Raw genomic sequence first — 14,911 nt, 5'->3', positions numbered from 1 at the left:
TGGGCGAATCCCCGATCGTTACTCCCGCTCGATCCGGATGACCTGCGGGGGCTCGGCGAGCAGGCCGTCGGCACCGATGGCGTCCAGGGCCGCACGGATGCTGCCCTCCGTCGCCGCATAGGTGATCAGCACGAGGGGCACCGGTCGGCCGGAGCGGCCGCGGGGATCGGTCTCAGCCCCCTCCGTGCGGCGCTGCAGGATACTCTCCAGCGAGATCTCGCGCTCGGCCATGCGCTGCGCGACGCCCGCCGCGACCCCGGGACGGTCATGAACCGTGAGGCGGATGTAGTAGCCGCCCTCATGACGTTGCATCTCGACGCGCTCGCTGGCGCGCATTGCGGCGGCCGGTATGCCGAAGGTCGCCCGCACGATGCCGCGTGCGACGTCGGCAATGTCGGCCACCACAGCCGAGGCCGTCGCTTCACCGCCGGCACCGGGCCCGATCAGGGTCAGCTCGCCGACGGCGTCGGCGTCGATGGTCACGGCGTTGGTCACGCCCATCACCTGGGCGATGGCCGAGGATTTCGGCACCATGGTCGGGTGGACCCGCTGCTCGATCCCGGCCTCGGCGGCCTGCGCGACGCCCAGCAGCTTGATCCGGTAGCCGAGTTCGTCCGCCATGCGCAGGTCGAGGGGCTGCACCCGGGAGATGCCCTCCACCGAGACCCCCTCGGCGTCGACCGCGGTGCCGAAGGCGAGGCTCGTGAGAAGCGCAAGCTTGTGGGCCGTATCGAATCCCTCGACGTCGAAGGTCGGATCCGCCTCGGCGTAGCCCAGCGCCTGCGCGTCCTTGAGGCAGGCCTCGAACGTCAGGCCTTCGCGCTCCATGCGGCTGAGGATGTAATTGCAGGTGCCGTTGAGGATCCCGTAGACGCGCGAAATCGTGTTGCCGGGGAGCCCTTCGCGCAAGGTCTTGATCACCGGGATCCCGCCGGCCACCGCCGCCTCGAAGGCGAGTGCGATGCCCTTCTCCTCGGCACGGGCCGCCAGCGCCGCACCGTGGCGCGCGAGGAGCGCCTTGTTGGCCGTGACCACCGGCTTGCCGGCATCGAGGGCCGCCTCGACCACGGCCTTCGCGGCGCCCTCGGCCCCGCCGATCAGCTCGACGACGCAGTCGACGTCGCCCGAGCGCGCCAGGGCCACCGGATCGTCGAACCACGCGACGCCCGAGAGGTCGAGGCCCCGGTCGCGGCTGCGGTCGCGCGAGGAGACCGCGGCGACGCGGATGTCGAGGCCGGCCGCAGCGAGGGCCGCGCGGCGGCGCTCGACCATCCGGACCACCGACGCACCGACGGTGCCGAGCCCGGCGATCCCGAGGCGAAAGCTCACTGTCATGACCCCTTCCATGCCCGGGCGACCGCGATGGGACGGGCGCCCGATGCGGCGCACTTCTGCAAGAAATCCGGGCCGCCCGCAAGGAAACCGCCCGCCGCCGATGGCCCGCTCATCCGGCAATCTCCCGATGCCGGATCGCCGTCGCCACGAGGGCGTAGAGTACGAGGGCATTCAGGACGTGCCAGAGGGGATGCGTGCCCGTAGCGACCACGACGCAGGCGGCCTGATCGGCGGTGCGGGCGGCGAGCGAGATCAGGAAGAGCACACCAATGCCGCCAAGCCGACGGCCGGTGCGCAACAGGCGCTCCTCCGGCCGGCCTGTCGCGGCCCAGGCCGTGCCGAACAGGGCCAGCAGCGCCGGGAGGTAGTCGATCGAGCCGTTGGTCAGACGGGAGACGTCGGTTCCGGTCAGCCCGTCGAGTGTCGGTGCCAGCGCGAAGCCGAACAGGGCAAATCCGGCGATTGCGGCGGCGACCCGTAGCGGGGCCAACCTCAGGAAGCGGCGCAGGGCGAGCGCCAAGTAGGCGTAGATGAACAGCGCGATCGGGATCACGTCGGCGAGCATCGACCAGTAAACCGCCAGCGTATGGAACAGGAACGAGCCGACACCGACCACCGCGATCAGCCCGGCGAGGCCGAGGCAGATCCGGTCCGGCGGTTCGGCCTTGAACGCGCGCCACGCCGCCGCCGCGGCGGCCAGCAGGAAAGCCCCGTTAGACAACGCGTTCGCGGGCTCGGCCCAGAATCCGGCGCTGCCCCGTTCGCAATAGGCCCTGATCGGCTCGTACCAATCCATCCGGTCTCCCTAGATCCGTGACCTTGCGCCGGGATGGCGCCGGGATGGCCTTGTCAGCGCGGCGCGAAGCGCGGATGACGACCCTGCGGCGAGCGGAAGCGAGGCGATGCGGATCACCACCTGGAACGTTAATTCGATCAAGCAGCGGCTTCCGCATCTGCTCGGCTTCCTGGACGAGGCGCGGCCCGACGTCGTCTGCCTGCAGGAACTGAAATGCCAGGATGAGGCCTTCCCGCGCGCCGAGGTCGAGGCGGCGGGCTACGCGGTGGAGACGCTGGGACAGAAGGCCTATAACGGCGTGGCGCTGCTGGTGCGCAAGCCGTTGGCCGTGGCCGAGGTCCGGCGCGGCCTGCCGGGCGATTCCGAGGACGAGCAGGCCCGCTACATCGAGGCTCTCGTCTCCGGACCCGAGACGCAGCCGGTGCGAGTGGCGTCGATCTATCTGCCGAACGGCAATCCGGTGGCCAGCCCGAAGTACCCCTACAAGCTGGCTTTTCTGGAGCGGCTGCGGCTGCATGCGCGCGGGCTGCTGGACGACGAGACCGCGGTGGTGCTGGCCGGCGACTACAACGTCATCCCCGAGCCGGCGGACGCGGCCGACCCCGAGGCGTGGCGCTCGGACGCCCTGTTCCTGCCGCAGAGCCGCGCGGCGTTCCGGGCCCTGCTGGCCGAAGGTTACACCGACGGCCTGCGCGCCTGCGATCCGCGGGATGGGCTCTACACGTTCTGGGACTATCAGGCCGGTTGCTGGCAGCGGAATGCCGGCATCCGCATCGACCACCTTCTCCTGTCGCCCCAGGCGGCGGATCGTCTGGTCGCGGCCTCCGTGCAGAAGCACCTGCGCGGCCTCGACAAGCCGTCCGATCATGTTCCAGTCACGGTTGAGCTATCGGCGGGCTGAGACGCCGGATCCAGGGGGGCCCACACGATGATCGTCTACGGCAGCAGCGTTTCGCCTTACGTGCGCAAAGTTCTCGTTGCATTGATCGAGAAGGGCATCCCGTTCGAGCATCGGCCGGTCGGCTTCCACTCAAGCGATCCGGGCTTCAGGGCGGCGAGCCCCCTCGGCAAGATCCCGGCCCTCGAGGAAGACGGCTTCCGCTTGGCCGATTCGAGCGCGATCATCGATTATGTCGAATGCCGGCATCCGCAACCGGCGCTCATCCCGACGGACGCGCAGAGCCTCGCCCGCGCCCGCTGGTTCGAGAAGTTCGGGGAATGCGAGCTGACCCGGCAGGTGCTGATCCCGTTCGTCGAGCGCTTCCTCAAGCCTCGCCTGTTCAAGACGGAGGGCGACGAGGCGCTGGCGCAGCGGACCGTCGACACGGCGCTGCCGCCGCTGTTCGATTACCTGGAGTCGCAGATCGAGGGGCCCTGCCTCGTCGCCGGCACGTTCAGCATCGCCGACATCGCCGTGGCGGCACCGTTCCACAACCTCCGCCTGGCGAAGGTCACGGTCGACGACGCGCGCTGGCCGAAGCTCGCCGCATGGGTCTCGGCGACCCTGGAGCGGCCGTCCTTCGTCGCAGCGATCGCGGCGGCGAAGGCTTGAGCGGCGGTCAGCGCCGCCGCTTGATCGAGCCCACCGTCTGGAGCTGCGTCTGGGCCTCGGCGCGGTCGTCCTCGTTGGCGGCCGCCCAGTTCTTCTCGTAGAGGGCCACGATCCAATCGTCCTTGCGGCCTTCCGCGCCCTCGCGGGCGAGGGACAGCCACATCAGACCCTTCACGCGCTGCACGGGAATGCCGCCGAGACCGTTGACCAGCATGTCGCCCAGCAGCGCCTGCGCGGGGTGATGGCCCTTCTCGGCGGCGAGGTTGAACCAGCGCGCGGCCTGCCGCGGATCGGCCTCGACTCCGGTGCCGTCGAGATAGAGCCGGGCGAGGTTGTACTGCGCGTTGGGGTCGCCGTAGTAGGACGCCGCGTAGTTGAACATGTCGTAGGCGCGCTCGGGGTTCGGGCGCACGTAGCTGCCTTTGATCCCCTCGAGGAAGTAGGTGCCCAGCGCCGTGAACGCGCTGCCAAGCACGGCGGAGTTCTGCGGATCGGGCCCGTCGTCAGTGCTGGCATCGGCGATCCGGGAGAAGAATTCGAACGCCTTCAGGTCGTCATGCGGCACGCCGTCGCCGTCGGCATACATGCGGCCGAGCTTCCACAACGCCAGGGCGTGACCCTGCCCGGCCGCGTATTCGAGCGCCCGGGCGGCGCCCTGCTTGTCGCCGGCATTGTACTCGCGCATCCCGGCCCGGAGCGCGTCCTTGGCCGAGCGGTAGCTCTTGTCCGCGACGGGCACCTGGACGGGCGTGCGCACGTTTGCGTCGAGGGCGTGGGGCGCACCGGCCGGCAGCGCGATCGCAGCGAATGCCCAGGCGGCGACGGCGATCATCCTGGCAGACCGGAACCGACCGGGATCGGCCCCGGCCGGCGCCCTGCGCCGGCTGAGGTCAGTCCTAGACGTCCGCATAGGTCTGCGTCTCCTTGGCACCTCCCGGATGGGTGACGGCGCCGTACAGGGCGGGCCCGACGCCCTGGGCGTATTTCCAGAGATAGCCCGAGGTCGCCGTGTTGGTCCGCGGCGTCCAGGCCTTGCGCCGTTCGGCGAGCTCGTCGTCCGACAGGGCGACGCTGAGCGTGCCCTGGATGGCGTCGAGGGTGATCACGTCGCCGTCGCGGATCAGGCCGATCGGTCCGCCCACGGCCGCCTCGGGCCCGACATGGCCGACGCAGAAGCCGCGCGTGGCGCCGGAGAAACGCCCGTCGGTGATGAGGGCGACCTTGTCGCCCATCCCCTGCCCGTAGAGGGCCGCGGTGGTGGACAGCATCTCGCGCATGCCGGGGCCGCCGCGGGGCCCCTCGTAGCGGATGACGAGCACGTCGCCTTCCTTGTAGGCGCGTGTCTGCACGGCCTCGAAGCAGGCTTCCTCGCCGTCGAACACGCGGGCCGGGCCGGTGAAGACCTGCTTCTCGGCCGGGATGCCGGCGACCTTCACGATCGCGCCCTCGGGGGCGAGGTTGCCCTTCAGGCCGACGACGCCGCCGGTCGGGGTGATCGGCTTGTTGGCCGGGTAGACGACGTCCTGGTCCGGGTTCCAGGTCACCCGGTCCATGTTCTCCGCGATGGTGCGGCCGGTGACCGTCAGGCAGTCGCCGTGCATGAAGCCGTGGTCGAGGAGCGTCTTCATCAGCAGCGGGATGCCGCCAACCTCGAACATGTCCTTGGCGACGTACCGCCCGCCGGGCTTCAGATCGGCGATGTAAGGGGTGCGCCGGAAGATCTCAGCCACGTCGAACAGCGTGAACTCGATTCCGCACTCGTGGGCGATGGCCGGCAGGTGCAGGGCCGCGTTGGTCGAGCCGCCCGAGGCGGCGACCACCGTGGCGGCGTTCTCCAGGGCCTTGCGGGTGACGATGTCGCGCGGGCGGATCTGCTTGGCGAGCAGCTCCATCACCTTCTCGCCGGCGGTGGCGCAGAACTTGTCGCGGATCTCGTAGGGGGCCGGGGCGCCGGCCGAGTAGGGCAGCGCCAGGCCGATCGCCTCGGACACGGTCGCCATGGTGTTGGCGGTGAACTGCGCGCCGCAGGCGCCGGCCGAGGGGCAGGCGACCTGCTCCAGCTCGTCGAGATCCTCCAGGCTCATGTCGCCGACCGCGACCTTGCCGACCGCCTCGAACAGGTCCTGCACGGTCACCGGCTTGCCGCGGAACGAGCCGGGCAGGATCGAGCCGCCGTAGATGAAGATCGACGGGACGTTGAGGCGCACCATCGCCATCATCATGCCGGGCAGCGACTTGTCGCAGCCGGCGAGGCCGACGAGGGCGTCGTAGGCGTGCCCGCGCATGGTCAGCTCGACCGAGTCGGCGATGACCTCCCGGGACGGCAGGGAGGCGCGCATCCCGCCATGGCCCATGGCAATGCCGTCGGTGACCGTGATGGTGCAGAACTCGCGCGGCGTGCCGTTGGCCGCAGCGACGCCCTTCTTCACCGCCTGCGCTTGGCGCATCAGCGAGATGTTGCAGGGCGCAGCCTCGTTCCAGCAGGAGGCGACGCCGACCAGCGGCTGGTGGATCTGCTCGCGGGTCAGACCCATGGCGTAGAGATAGGAACGGTGCGGGGCGCGGTCCGGCCCCTCCGTGACGTGGCGGCTCGGCAGCTTCGACTTGTCGTTCAAACGCGTCACCATGACCTCAGACAAAGCCTTCGCGCAGCCAATCCCGAGGGTGCGAGAGACCGCGGCACACCGCCGTTCGCGATGTGCCGGAAAAGCCGTCCGCGTCTCGGGAAGTCCCCGTTTCCGATCGGTAAATCGTTGTCGAAATTGTCGTTTACCGCGGTTGTTGAGGTGGGCCCCGACTATGGCGGGATCGCGGCGTTTACGGGCAGGTCTGAGGGCGGAGCCGGGATCGTTTTACGGTGTTGCGACCTCGCCACAGCCACGCTTACGGTGTTTTCGCCGCGTTGGAGAAGGTTAAGGATAATTCCGCCGCGATCGCCGATGGCGTCGAGATACCAAGACTTCTCTGACGATGCCGCGCGCTTCCCAGCCGCAAAGCGCGGCGGACGCGACGCAGTCGCTCCCCGGCGATGCTGGGACGCGACTACTTGAGGCGTCCGGGCGGCCGGACCTGATTTGTGCCGAAGCTTCCACCGCGCCGTCGGACCGGCACGGAGTTCGCGACGACATCTATGCCGATGGGTGCGCCGGACCGGGCAGAACCGAGGCGGCGGTCGCGTCAATCAGGGCGCGGTCGCTCTCGTCCTTGAGCGTCACCCCGGTGAGGCAGACAGCCAGCGCGCGATCGAGCAGCCAGTGAAGCTTGAACGCCGCGCGATCGTGCGTCAGCCCGGCTGGCCGCACGTTCGAGATGCAGTTGCGCTCGGCATCCGAGCGGCCCGCCCGGGGACCGAAGGTGAGATAGATGCCGAGGCTGTCGGGGGACGAGAGGCCCGGGCGCTCGCCGATCAGCACGGCGACTGCGCGGGCGCCAAGGGCGTGGCCGATCTCGTCGCCGAGAGCGACCCGCGCCTGCCGGGCGATGACGACCGGTGCCAGCGTCCATCCGGCCTTGTCGACGAGCGGCTTGAACGCCGAAACCAGCTGCGCGGCGTTCTCATGCACCGCCCGAGCCGAGAGGCCGTCCGCGACCACGATGGCGAGGTCGGCCTTGGCAGCCCGGGCCTCGAGCACGGCGCGATCCTCGGTGGCGAGCCTGCGGCCGAGATCAGGCCGGCGCAGATAGGTCGCCCGATCGGGCGCCTGCGAACCGACCGTCAGCGGAGCGAGACCGAGATCCGTGAGGGCGCGGGTGAGCGCCGGCTCGTCGAGAGGCGCATGGACCGCGTCGCGGGCCTGCGCGTGGTCGAGTCCGAAGCGCAGCACCTCCCGAGTCGGCAGGCCGCTGCCGGCGCGGCCGAGGCCGATCCGGGCGGGCGTCAGGCCGGCGAGCCGACTCCAGATCGCGGCCGGGTCGCTCATGCCGCGAGGTCCGGCGCGGATGTCAGGAGCGGCGCTTCGGCACCCGGGACCAAGGCACCGGTCCCGTCCGTGAGGCCGAGCGCGTGCAGCCAAGCCTCGAATTCGGGCGCGCGCTTCAGGCCGAGCACCTCGCGCAGGTAGAGGGAGTCGTGGAACGATGTGGATTGGTAGTTCAGCATCACGTCGTCGGCCCCCGGCACGCCCATGATGTAGGTGCAGCCGGCCGCCCCGAGGAGCGTCAGCAGCGTGTCCATGTCGTCCTGATCGGCCTCGGCGTGGTTCGTGTAGCAGACGTCGACGCCGAGGGGCACGCCCATGAGCTTGCCGCAGAAGTGATCCTCCAGGCCCGCCCGAATGATCTCCTTGCCGTCGTAGAGGTATTCCGGGCCGATGAAGCCCACGACGGTGTTGACCAGAAGCGGCCGGAACGCCCGTGCCACCGCGTAGGCCCGCGCCTCCAGCGTCTGCTGGTCGATGCCGTGATGGGCGTCCGCCGAGAGCGCCGAGCCCTGGCCGGTCTCGAAGTACATGCAGTTGTCGCCGAGCGCCCCCCGTCTGAGCGCGAGCGCGGCCTCGTGCGCCTCCTTCAGGATGGGCAGCGTGACGCCGAAGCTGGCGTTGGCCTTCTCGGTTCCGGCGATCGACTGGAAGACGAGGTCGACCGGCAGGCCCTGCTCCATGGCGGCGAGCGTCGTGGTGACGTGCGTCAACACGCAGGATTGGGTCGGGATCGCGTGCCGGCGGATCAGCGTATCCAGAAGCTGGAGCAGATCGCCGATCGCCTGCACGGAATCGGAGGCCGGGTTGATGCCGATCACGGCATCGCCGCAGCCGAGCGCCAGACCATCGAGGACCGCGGCCGTGATCCCCTTCGGATCGTCGGTCGGATGGTTCGGCTGCAGGCGTACCGCCAGGGTGCCGGGCAGGCCGATCGTGTTGCGGAAGCGGGTCACCACCCGGCATTTCCGCGCCACCGAGATCAGATCCTGATTGCGCATGATCTTGGAGACCGCGGCGGCGATCTCGGGGGTGATCCCCGGGGCGATCCGGGTCAGCGTCTCCGTCGAAGCGGTGAGCAGGAATTCCCGGAAGTCACCCACGGTGAGGTGTGCGATCTCCTGGAACGACGTGGCGTCGTGCCCGTCCAGAATGAGCCGGGTGACGTCGTCGCTCTCGTAGGGGATCAGCGGCCGCGCCAGGATGTCGGCGACCGGAACCTCCGCGAGGCACCAGCGTGCAGCGGCGTTCTCCTCCGCGGACTCGGCCGCGATCCCGGCGAGGCGATCACCGGATCGGACCGGGGTCGCCTTGGCCATGAGCGCCGCGAGGTCCGCGAAGGCGTGGGTGCGGGGGCCGACGACGTGACGATAGGCCATGCGGTTCGCTCCCGGGCAGGATCACCGGATCACAGGATAGGGCGATCCGGGGCCGATGTCCGCTCAGGCCGCGCCGGCATGGGGCGCCGGGATCTCGGTCGAAATCGCATCCACCGTCCGGGGCATCGGGCTGCCCTGCCCGTCCGTGCGCTGGATGCGGACCTGCTGGTTGACCGGCTGCATGTTGCCGAAGGGCGTGGAGAAGGCGATCTCGGCGGCATCCCGCCCGACGCCGATGCGGACCAGACCGTCGAGATCGGCCTGGCGGGTGGCGTCGAACAGCCACCAGCGGCCGTCGAGATAGGCCTCGAACACCGCGTGGAAGTCGCTGGGGACGAGGCCGTGGGCGTAGCAGCTCACGAAGCGCGCCGGGATGCCCAGTGCCCGGCAGAAGGCCGTGCCGATATGCGCGAAGTCCCGGCAGACGCCGGCCCGCTTCAGCAGCGATTCGTCCGCGGTGGTCTCACCGTCGCTGGTGCCGGGCTGATAGGTGATGTGGTCGTGGATCCAGTTGCAGATCTGGTTGACCCGGGCATGCCCCTTCGGCAGGGCGCCGAACTCGGCCTGCGCGAACGGGGTCAGCCGGTCGGAGGAGACGAAGCGGCTCGGCAGCAGGAACGGCAGGATATCGAGCGGCAATTGCCCGATCGGCGTCTCGTTGATGGTCGCCGGATCAGCCCGGTGCACCGTGAGGTCGACCTCGGCATTGTACTCCAGCGCGAACTGGCCGGTCGGCACGTTGACGCCGAGATAGCGGTTCTGCAGGTCGGGCGTGACGTAGAGATCGCGCTTCAGATTCGGCGTCAGGACCAAGCTCTCGCTCAGGATCTCGACGCTCTTCAGCTTGGCCACCTCCAGGTTGAAGATGAAGGTGGTGTCCGAGAGGATGTTGTAGGACAGGCTGCAACCAAGCGTGTAGCGCATCGGATCTCCTTGCCGGACGACGGCCTCTCCATCGTCCAAGCAAGGGACGCGCCTGAAGCGAAGTTCCGGCGCGCGGATCCTCTTTCGGAGCCGATCCGCGCGCGATTCGAAATCCAGGCCGCGCTCTCATCCTGAGGTGCCTGCGTCAGCGGGCCTCGAAGGAGCCTCCAGGGATCGCATGGCGGGCTGGAAAGCTCCATCGACGCCTGCGCTGCGCTCCGGCACCCCAGGATGAGGGCGTGGGGTGGGACACCGGATCAGACGTGTTCTCAGGCGCCTCTCGGCAGCAACAGAACCGTCAGCGACCGCACGCCCTGCGCGCCGTGGATTAGCACGCCCTCGATGTCGGCGGTCGCGGAGGGGCCGGTGTGCAGCACCGCGTAGGCCGAATTGCCGAATTCGGGTCGGCGATAGGCCGCCTGGACGTTCGGCAGGATGTCGGCGGGATCGAGCAGCACGACGAGGTGCTGGGCGAGGTAGGCCACCGCGTTCACGATGAGCTGGTCCTGGGTGAACAGGACCGAGCCGGTTTCGGCGATTCCGAAGACCGCGCGGACCACCGCGATGTCGACGTCCTCGACCTCCTGCGGGGCACGAATGCCGCGCAGGTCGCGGTTTCCGGCGAGTTCCGGCACCGCCGAGGCGACGACCTTGGCGGCGTCGAGCCGCTCGCGCACGGCCGCGAAGACGTCGTCGGCGCCGGGCTCGGCCATCCGGCCGCCCATGCGCTTCAGCCGCTCACCGAACTCCGCCACGCGATCGTCACCGATCAGCGGCGCGAAGATCGGAACCTCGGGCAGCGGGAAATCGCCCGCCGGCCGGTTCCTGCGGATGTCGGCCAGGATGGCGTCGCGGGCGCTCATCGACCCGTGTCCTTCATGCGGTTCTGCTTGTACCACGCGTGGAAGGTCTGGCGCGGGGCGTCGGGCATCTCGCGCTTCTTCCCCCAGGTGTTGAGCGGGTTGTAGACGGCGAAGCGCGGCAGCACCTTGAGGGCGGAATCCGCCGCGCCGATCGCCGCCCGGTAGGCCGCCGGGCGCGACAGCACCGCGCCTGCAGCCTTCATCATGCCTTGCTTGAGCGCCGGGATCTGGTGCTCCTCGACCAAGACCTTGCGCCACGCGAAGATCTGCTCGTGGATGTTGATCTTCACCGGGCAGACGTTGGTGCAGGACCCGTTCATCGTCGAGGAGAACGGCAGCGTCGAGTACTTCCGCTTGTTGAAGGTCGGATCGATGATCAGGCCGATCGGCCCCGAATACGTCGCCCCGTACGACAGACCGCCCGAGCGGCGGTAGACCGGGCAGGTGTTCATGCAGGCGCCGCAGCGGATGCATTTCAAGGAAGTCCAGAATTCCTCCATGCCGAGCCTCTCGGAGCGGCCGTTATCGACCAGCACCATGTGCATCTCGGTGCCCGCCCGCGGCGCGCGGAAATGCGAGGTGTACTGGGTGATGGGCGAGCCGAGCGCCGAGCGCGACAGCAGGCGGATGAAGACACCGAGGTGCTCGACCTTCGGGATGATCTTCTCGATGCCGATCGAGTGGATCTGCAGCGGCGGCACGTTGCCGGACAGGTCGGCATTGCCCTCGTTCGTGCAGGTGACCACCGAGCCGGTCTCCGCGATGGCGAAGTTGCACCCGGTCATGCCGGCATCGGCCTTCAGGATGTAGGGCCGGGTCGTCTCCCGCTGACTCTCGGCGAGATAGTGGGCGTCGTCGTTGTCGGGGTCGGTGCCCAGCGTCTTGGCGAAGACCTCTGCCACGTCCATCCGGGTCTTGTGGACCGCCGGAGCCACGACGTGGCTGGGCTCCTCGTTGTCGAGCTGCTGGATCCGCTCGCCGAGATCCGTCTCGATCACCTCGATCCCGTTGGCCGCCATGTGGTGGCGGAAGCCGCACTCCTCGGTGAGCATCGACTTCGACTTGACCAGCGTCCGGGCGCCGTGGCTGCGCAGGATCTCCAGGACGATCCGGTTGTGATCGGCGCCGTCCTTCGCCCAGTGGACGTGGACGCCGTTGGCCTTCGCGGCCGCCTCGAACTGCTCGAGGTAGCGGTCGAGGTGGCTGAGCGTGTGGGTCTTGATCTGCGAGGCGAGCTCGCGCAGCTCCTCCCACTCGGGGATGCCGTGCGCGGAGGCGTCGCGCTTCTTGCGCAGATCCCACAGGCGCTCGTCGTGGGCGGCCTGGTGCAGGGGCGCGGCGAGGAAGCGCTCGGCGGCCTCGGCCTGGTTGATCGGGCGATCGCCGCGGATCTTGGCGCCGCGGGGCTGCGGCTCGCGGACCTTAGGGGCGCGGATCGGCTTCGAGGCGGCCTCGGCGTGCTGGAGCCGGGCTCCGTCCTGGGAGCGCTCGCTCTCGTCGTGGCGGGCGCGCACCTCTGGATGGATGACGCCCTCGCGCTCGCGCGGGTTGAGATCCTCGGCGCTCATGCGGCGGCTCCGTTCAGCACCTGCGCGATGTGAATGTACTTGAGCGGCAGACCCAGGCGCTCGGCGCAGCCCTTCTGGTGCATCAGGCACGAGGAATCCGCCGACACGACGTACTGGGCGCCGGCCCGGTTCTGATCGGCGACCTTGTCGTAGCCCATCTTGGCCGAGACCGCGGGCTCGAACACCGAGAAGGTGCCGCCGAAGCCGCAGCATTCGTCGGGCCGGGCGAGGTCGACCAGTTCGACACCGTCGACGAGGCGCAGAAGGTCCAGGGGCTTCGAATAATAGGGCTTCACCAGTTCGGACGGACGCGCGTGATGGATGCCGCGCAGGGCGTTGCAGTTGGTGTGGTAGGCGACCTTGTGGGGAAAGCGCGCCCAGGGGAGCGACTCCACCTCGAGGACGTCGTGCAGGAACTCCACCAGCTCATAGGTGCTGGCACGAACGTGGCGGACTTCGTCGGTCTGCGGGATCGCCGTCAGGTGCTCGCGGACCTGATGGACACAGGATCCGGAAGGCGCCACGACGTAGTCGAAGCCGGAGAAGTTCTTCACGAACAGCGCTTCGGTGGCGGCCGCCTCGGCATGGCAGCCGGTGTTGGTCATGGGCTGTCCGCAGCAGGTCTGGTCGAACGGGTATTCGACCGTGCAACCGAGCCGCTCCAGCAGCTCCAGCGTGGCAATCCCGACCTCCGGTTCGAAGGCGTCGACGTAGCACGGCACGAACAGGCCGACCCGCATGGTCCGGCACCTCCCTGGATCGCCATTCCACTGGTCTGGAACGGTTCGAGACTGATCCAGAGGGTCTACCGGATGAGGTTGGTCTTGGCGAGGTCGAGGACCGCGTCACCGCGTCCGTCCATGACGGCGCGCAGGACATAGAGGCTGAAGCCCTTCACCTGCTGCCCGTCGATCTTCGGCGGCATCGAAAGCTCGTTCCGCGCGGTGCGCACATCGAGGAGTGACGGACCGTCGAAAGCCAGGAATTCGCGCATCGCGTTCGGCAACTCCGCCGGATCCTCGACCCGGATGGCGAAGATGCCGGCCGCCCGCGACATCGCGGCAAAGTCCGGGTTGTCGAGGGCGACCCCGGTCTCGAGGTAGCCCGCGGCCTTCATCTCCAATTCGACGAAGCCGAGGGTGCCGTTGTTGAACACGACGACCTTCAGCGGCAGGCGGTGCTGCCGCAGGGTGAGGAAGTCGCCCATCAGCATGGCGAAGCCACCGTCGCCGCAGAGGGCGATCACCTGCCGGTCCCGCTGGCAGGCCTGCGCGCCGATGCCCTGCGACAGGGCGTTGGCCATGGAGCCGTGCACCCAGGAGCCGAGGAGCCTGCGCCGCCCGTTCATGGCGAGGTAGCGCGCCGCCCAGATGGTCGGCGTGCCGACATCGGCGGTGAAGACGGCGTCGTCCGCCGCCGCCTCGCTGATCGTGCGGGCGAGGTATTGCGGGTGCAGGGGACCGCTGGGCTTGCCGGTGGCGAGTTCGTCGAGGTCCGCGCGCGCCTTGGCGTAATGCTTGAGGCTGGCGTCGAGGAACGACCGGTCGGTCTTGGCCTTGAGCCGCGGCAGCAGCGTCCGGAGCGTCGCGCCGACATCGCCCACGAGACCGAGCTCGATCCGGCAGCGGCGCCCGAGTTCGGACGGGCGCAGATCGACCTGCGCCACCTTGGCATCCTGCGGGTAGAACTGCTTGTAGGGGAAGCCGGTGCCGAGCATCAGGAGCGTGTCGCAGGCCATCATGGCCGCGTAGCCCGACGAGAAGCCGATCAGACCCGTCATGCCGACGTCGTAGGGGTTGTCGAACTCGACGAACTCCTTGCCGCCCAGCGCGTGGACGATCGGGCTCTTCAGCGCGTCGGCGAGCTGGAGAAGCTCGCTATGGGCGCCCGCGCAGCCGCGCCCGCAGAGCAGCGTCACCCGCTTGCCGGCGTTGAGCATGGCGGCGAGGGCGTCGAGCTCCGCGTCCGCCGGGCGCACCACCGGCTTGGCAGGGACGAGGCCCGCGCGGGGCGCCAGGGGCCGCTTGGGCGCGTCGCGCAGGGCGACGTCGCCCGGAATGACGATGACCGCGACGCCCCCCTCCCCCACTGCGGCGCGGATCGCGTTCTCGAGGACGAACGGCATCTGCGCCGGATCGGAAACCATCTCGCAGTAATGGCTGCAGTCGCGGAACAGCGCGATGGGATTCGTCTCCTGGAAATAGCCGGAGCCGATCTCCGCCGAGGGGATATGGGCCGCGATCGCCAGGACCGGGCTCCGGCTGCGATGGGCGTCGTAGAGGCCGTTGATCAGGTGCAGGTTGCCCGGCCCGCACGATCCCGCGCAGACGGCGAGGCGACCGGTGACCTGCGCCTCCCCTGCCGCCGCGAAGGCCGCGGATTCCTCGTGGCGGGTGTGGATCCAGTCGATGCGTCCGCGGGCCCGCAGCGCCTCGGTTATGCCGTTCAGGCTGTCGCCGACGACGCCGTAGACGCGGGAAACGCCGGCCTCCTGCAGGGTCTCGGCGACGACGTCGGCCACGTTGGTGATGCGCATGGTCGGGCTCCGCGTTCGGCTTCCTGCCGACAAGTGGAACC

At 69.2% G+C, this 14,911-nt stretch carries 13 protein-coding genes; 2 read left to right on the top strand and 11 right to left on the bottom strand.

Translation table 11 applies throughout. The features are described from left to right. Positions 1 to 18: 18 nt before the first annotated feature. A complete protein-coding gene (locus ACLBX9_RS00620; RefSeq protein ID WP_447717542.1) occupies positions 19 to 1,335 on the bottom strand; it encodes a homoserine dehydrogenase in 1,317 nt (438 codons plus the stop codon). Between the two features lie 109 nt (positions 1,336 to 1,444). Then, a complete protein-coding gene (locus tag ACLBX9_RS00615; protein WP_447717541.1) occupies positions 1,445 to 2,131 on the bottom strand; it encodes a ceramidase domain-containing protein in 687 nt (228 codons plus the stop codon). Between the two features lie 106 nt (positions 2,132 to 2,237). On the opposite strand from ACLBX9_RS00615, the gene xth reads away from it, so the two are divergent. Together xth and ACLBX9_RS00605 are read left to right on the top strand one after the other, a co-directional pair. Next, the gene (gene xth / locus ACLBX9_RS00610) at positions 2,238 to 3,032 is read left to right on the top strand and encodes an exodeoxyribonuclease III (protein ID WP_447717540.1); all 795 of its coding nucleotides are present in this window, start codon (positions 2,238 to 2,240) and stop codon (positions 3,030 to 3,032) included. A 27-nt stretch (positions 3,033 to 3,059) separates the two neighbouring features. After that, positions 3,060 to 3,683, top strand: coding sequence for a glutathione S-transferase family protein (locus ACLBX9_RS00605; RefSeq protein WP_447717539.1), 624 nt, complete (start codon positions 3,060 to 3,062; stop codon positions 3,681 to 3,683). 7 nt (positions 3,684 to 3,690) lie between these two features. Here the strand turns inward: ACLBX9_RS00605 and ACLBX9_RS00600 are convergent, their stop codons facing one another. From ACLBX9_RS00600 to poxB, 9 genes are all read right to left on the bottom strand, one after another. Then, positions 3,691 to 4,593, bottom strand: coding sequence for a tetratricopeptide repeat protein (locus ACLBX9_RS00600; protein WP_447717538.1), 903 nt, complete (start codon positions 4,591 to 4,593; stop codon positions 3,691 to 3,693). Next, positions 4,580 to 6,310 (bottom strand): dihydroxy-acid dehydratase, encoded by a 1,731-nt coding sequence (gene ilvD / locus ACLBX9_RS00595; protein WP_447717537.1) that lies wholly within the window; start codon positions 6,308 to 6,310, stop codon positions 4,580 to 4,582. Before ilvD ends, ACLBX9_RS00600 begins: the two co-directional genes overlap by 14 nt. A 501-nt stretch (positions 6,311 to 6,811) precedes the next feature. Next, entirely contained in the window at positions 6,812 to 7,603 is a 792-nt protein-coding gene (eutC, locus tag ACLBX9_RS00590; protein WP_447717536.1) for an ethanolamine ammonia-lyase subunit EutC, read from the bottom strand. Then, positions 7,600 to 8,979 carry an ethanolamine ammonia-lyase subunit EutB gene (locus tag ACLBX9_RS00585; protein ID WP_447717535.1) on the bottom strand — a complete coding sequence of 460 codons (1,380 nt, stop codon included), beginning with the start codon at positions 8,977 to 8,979 and terminating at the stop codon, positions 7,600 to 7,602. Before ACLBX9_RS00585 ends, eutC begins: the two co-directional genes overlap by 4 nt. A gap of 63 nt (positions 8,980 to 9,042) precedes the next feature. Further along, positions 9,043 to 9,903 carry a transglutaminase-like domain-containing protein gene (locus ACLBX9_RS00580; protein ID WP_158168444.1) on the bottom strand — a complete coding sequence of 287 codons (861 nt, stop codon included), beginning with the start codon at positions 9,901 to 9,903 and terminating at the stop codon, positions 9,043 to 9,045. Positions 9,904 to 10,172: 269 nt separating this feature from the next. Further along, on the bottom strand, positions 10,173 to 10,766 hold the full coding sequence (locus ACLBX9_RS00575; RefSeq protein WP_447717534.1) for a LutC/YkgG family protein: 594 nt from the start codon (positions 10,764 to 10,766) through the stop codon (positions 10,173 to 10,175). After that, entirely contained in the window at positions 10,763 to 12,334 is a 1,572-nt protein-coding gene (locus ACLBX9_RS00570; RefSeq protein WP_158168448.1) for a lactate utilization protein B, read from the bottom strand. Before ACLBX9_RS00570 ends, ACLBX9_RS00575 begins: the two co-directional genes overlap by 4 nt. Further along, complete coding sequence (locus tag ACLBX9_RS00565; RefSeq protein WP_158168450.1) at positions 12,331 to 13,074, bottom strand: (Fe-S)-binding protein; 744 nt, start codon at positions 13,072 to 13,074, stop codon at positions 12,331 to 12,333. Before ACLBX9_RS00565 ends, ACLBX9_RS00570 begins: the two co-directional genes overlap by 4 nt. A 65-nt stretch (positions 13,075 to 13,139) precedes the next feature. Continuing rightward, a complete protein-coding gene (gene poxB / locus ACLBX9_RS00560) occupies positions 13,140 to 14,870 on the bottom strand; it encodes a ubiquinone-dependent pyruvate dehydrogenase (RefSeq protein ID WP_447717533.1) in 1,731 nt (576 codons plus the stop codon). Positions 14,871 to 14,911: the final 41 nt, after the last annotated feature.

The sequence above is a fragment of the Methylobacterium sp. A49B genome (genome assembly GCF_053346215.1).
Note: the sequence above shows the minus strand (reverse complement) of the source record. Positions and strands in the feature narration are given on the sequence as shown.

Bases quoted from the DNA above. Each gene is read 5' to 3' on its own strand.
- ACLBX9_RS00620 (WP_447717542.1), bottom strand. From the start codon at position 1,335: ATGACAGTGAGCTTTCGCCTCGGGATCGCCGGGCTCGGCACCGTCGGT.
- ACLBX9_RS00615 (WP_447717541.1), bottom strand. From the start codon at position 2,131: ATGGATTGGTACGAGCCGATCAGGGCCTATTGCGAACGGGGCAGCGCC.
- xth (WP_447717540.1), top strand. From the start codon at position 2,238: ATGCGGATCACCACCTGGAACGTTAATTCGATCAAGCAGCGGCTTCCG.
- ACLBX9_RS00605 (WP_447717539.1), top strand. From the start codon at position 3,060: ATGATCGTCTACGGCAGCAGCGTTTCGCCTTACGTGCGCAAAGTTCTC.
- ACLBX9_RS00600 (WP_447717538.1), bottom strand. From the start codon at position 4,593: ATGCGGACGTCTAGGACTGACCTCAGCCGGCGCAGGGCGCCGGCCGGG.
- ilvD (WP_447717537.1), bottom strand. From the start codon at position 6,310: ATGGTGACGCGTTTGAACGACAAGTCGAAGCTGCCGAGCCGCCACGTC.
- eutC (WP_447717536.1), bottom strand. From the start codon at position 7,603: ATGAGCGACCCGGCCGCGATCTGGAGTCGGCTCGCCGGCCTGACGCCC.
- ACLBX9_RS00585 (WP_447717535.1), bottom strand. From the start codon at position 8,979: ATGGCCTATCGTCACGTCGTCGGCCCCCGCACCCACGCCTTCGCGGAC.
- ACLBX9_RS00580 (WP_158168444.1), bottom strand. From the start codon at position 9,903: ATGCGCTACACGCTTGGTTGCAGCCTGTCCTACAACATCCTCTCGGAC.
- ACLBX9_RS00575 (WP_447717534.1), bottom strand. From the start codon at position 10,766: ATGAGCGCCCGCGACGCCATCCTGGCCGACATCCGCAGGAACCGGCCG.
- ACLBX9_RS00570 (WP_158168448.1), bottom strand. From the start codon at position 12,334: ATGAGCGCCGAGGATCTCAACCCGCGCGAGCGCGAGGGCGTCATCCAT.
- ACLBX9_RS00565 (WP_158168450.1), bottom strand. From the start codon at position 13,074: ATGCGGGTCGGCCTGTTCGTGCCGTGCTACGTCGACGCCTTCGAACCG.
- poxB (WP_447717533.1), bottom strand. From the start codon at position 14,870: ATGCGCATCACCAACGTGGCCGACGTCGTCGCCGAGACCCTGCAGGAG.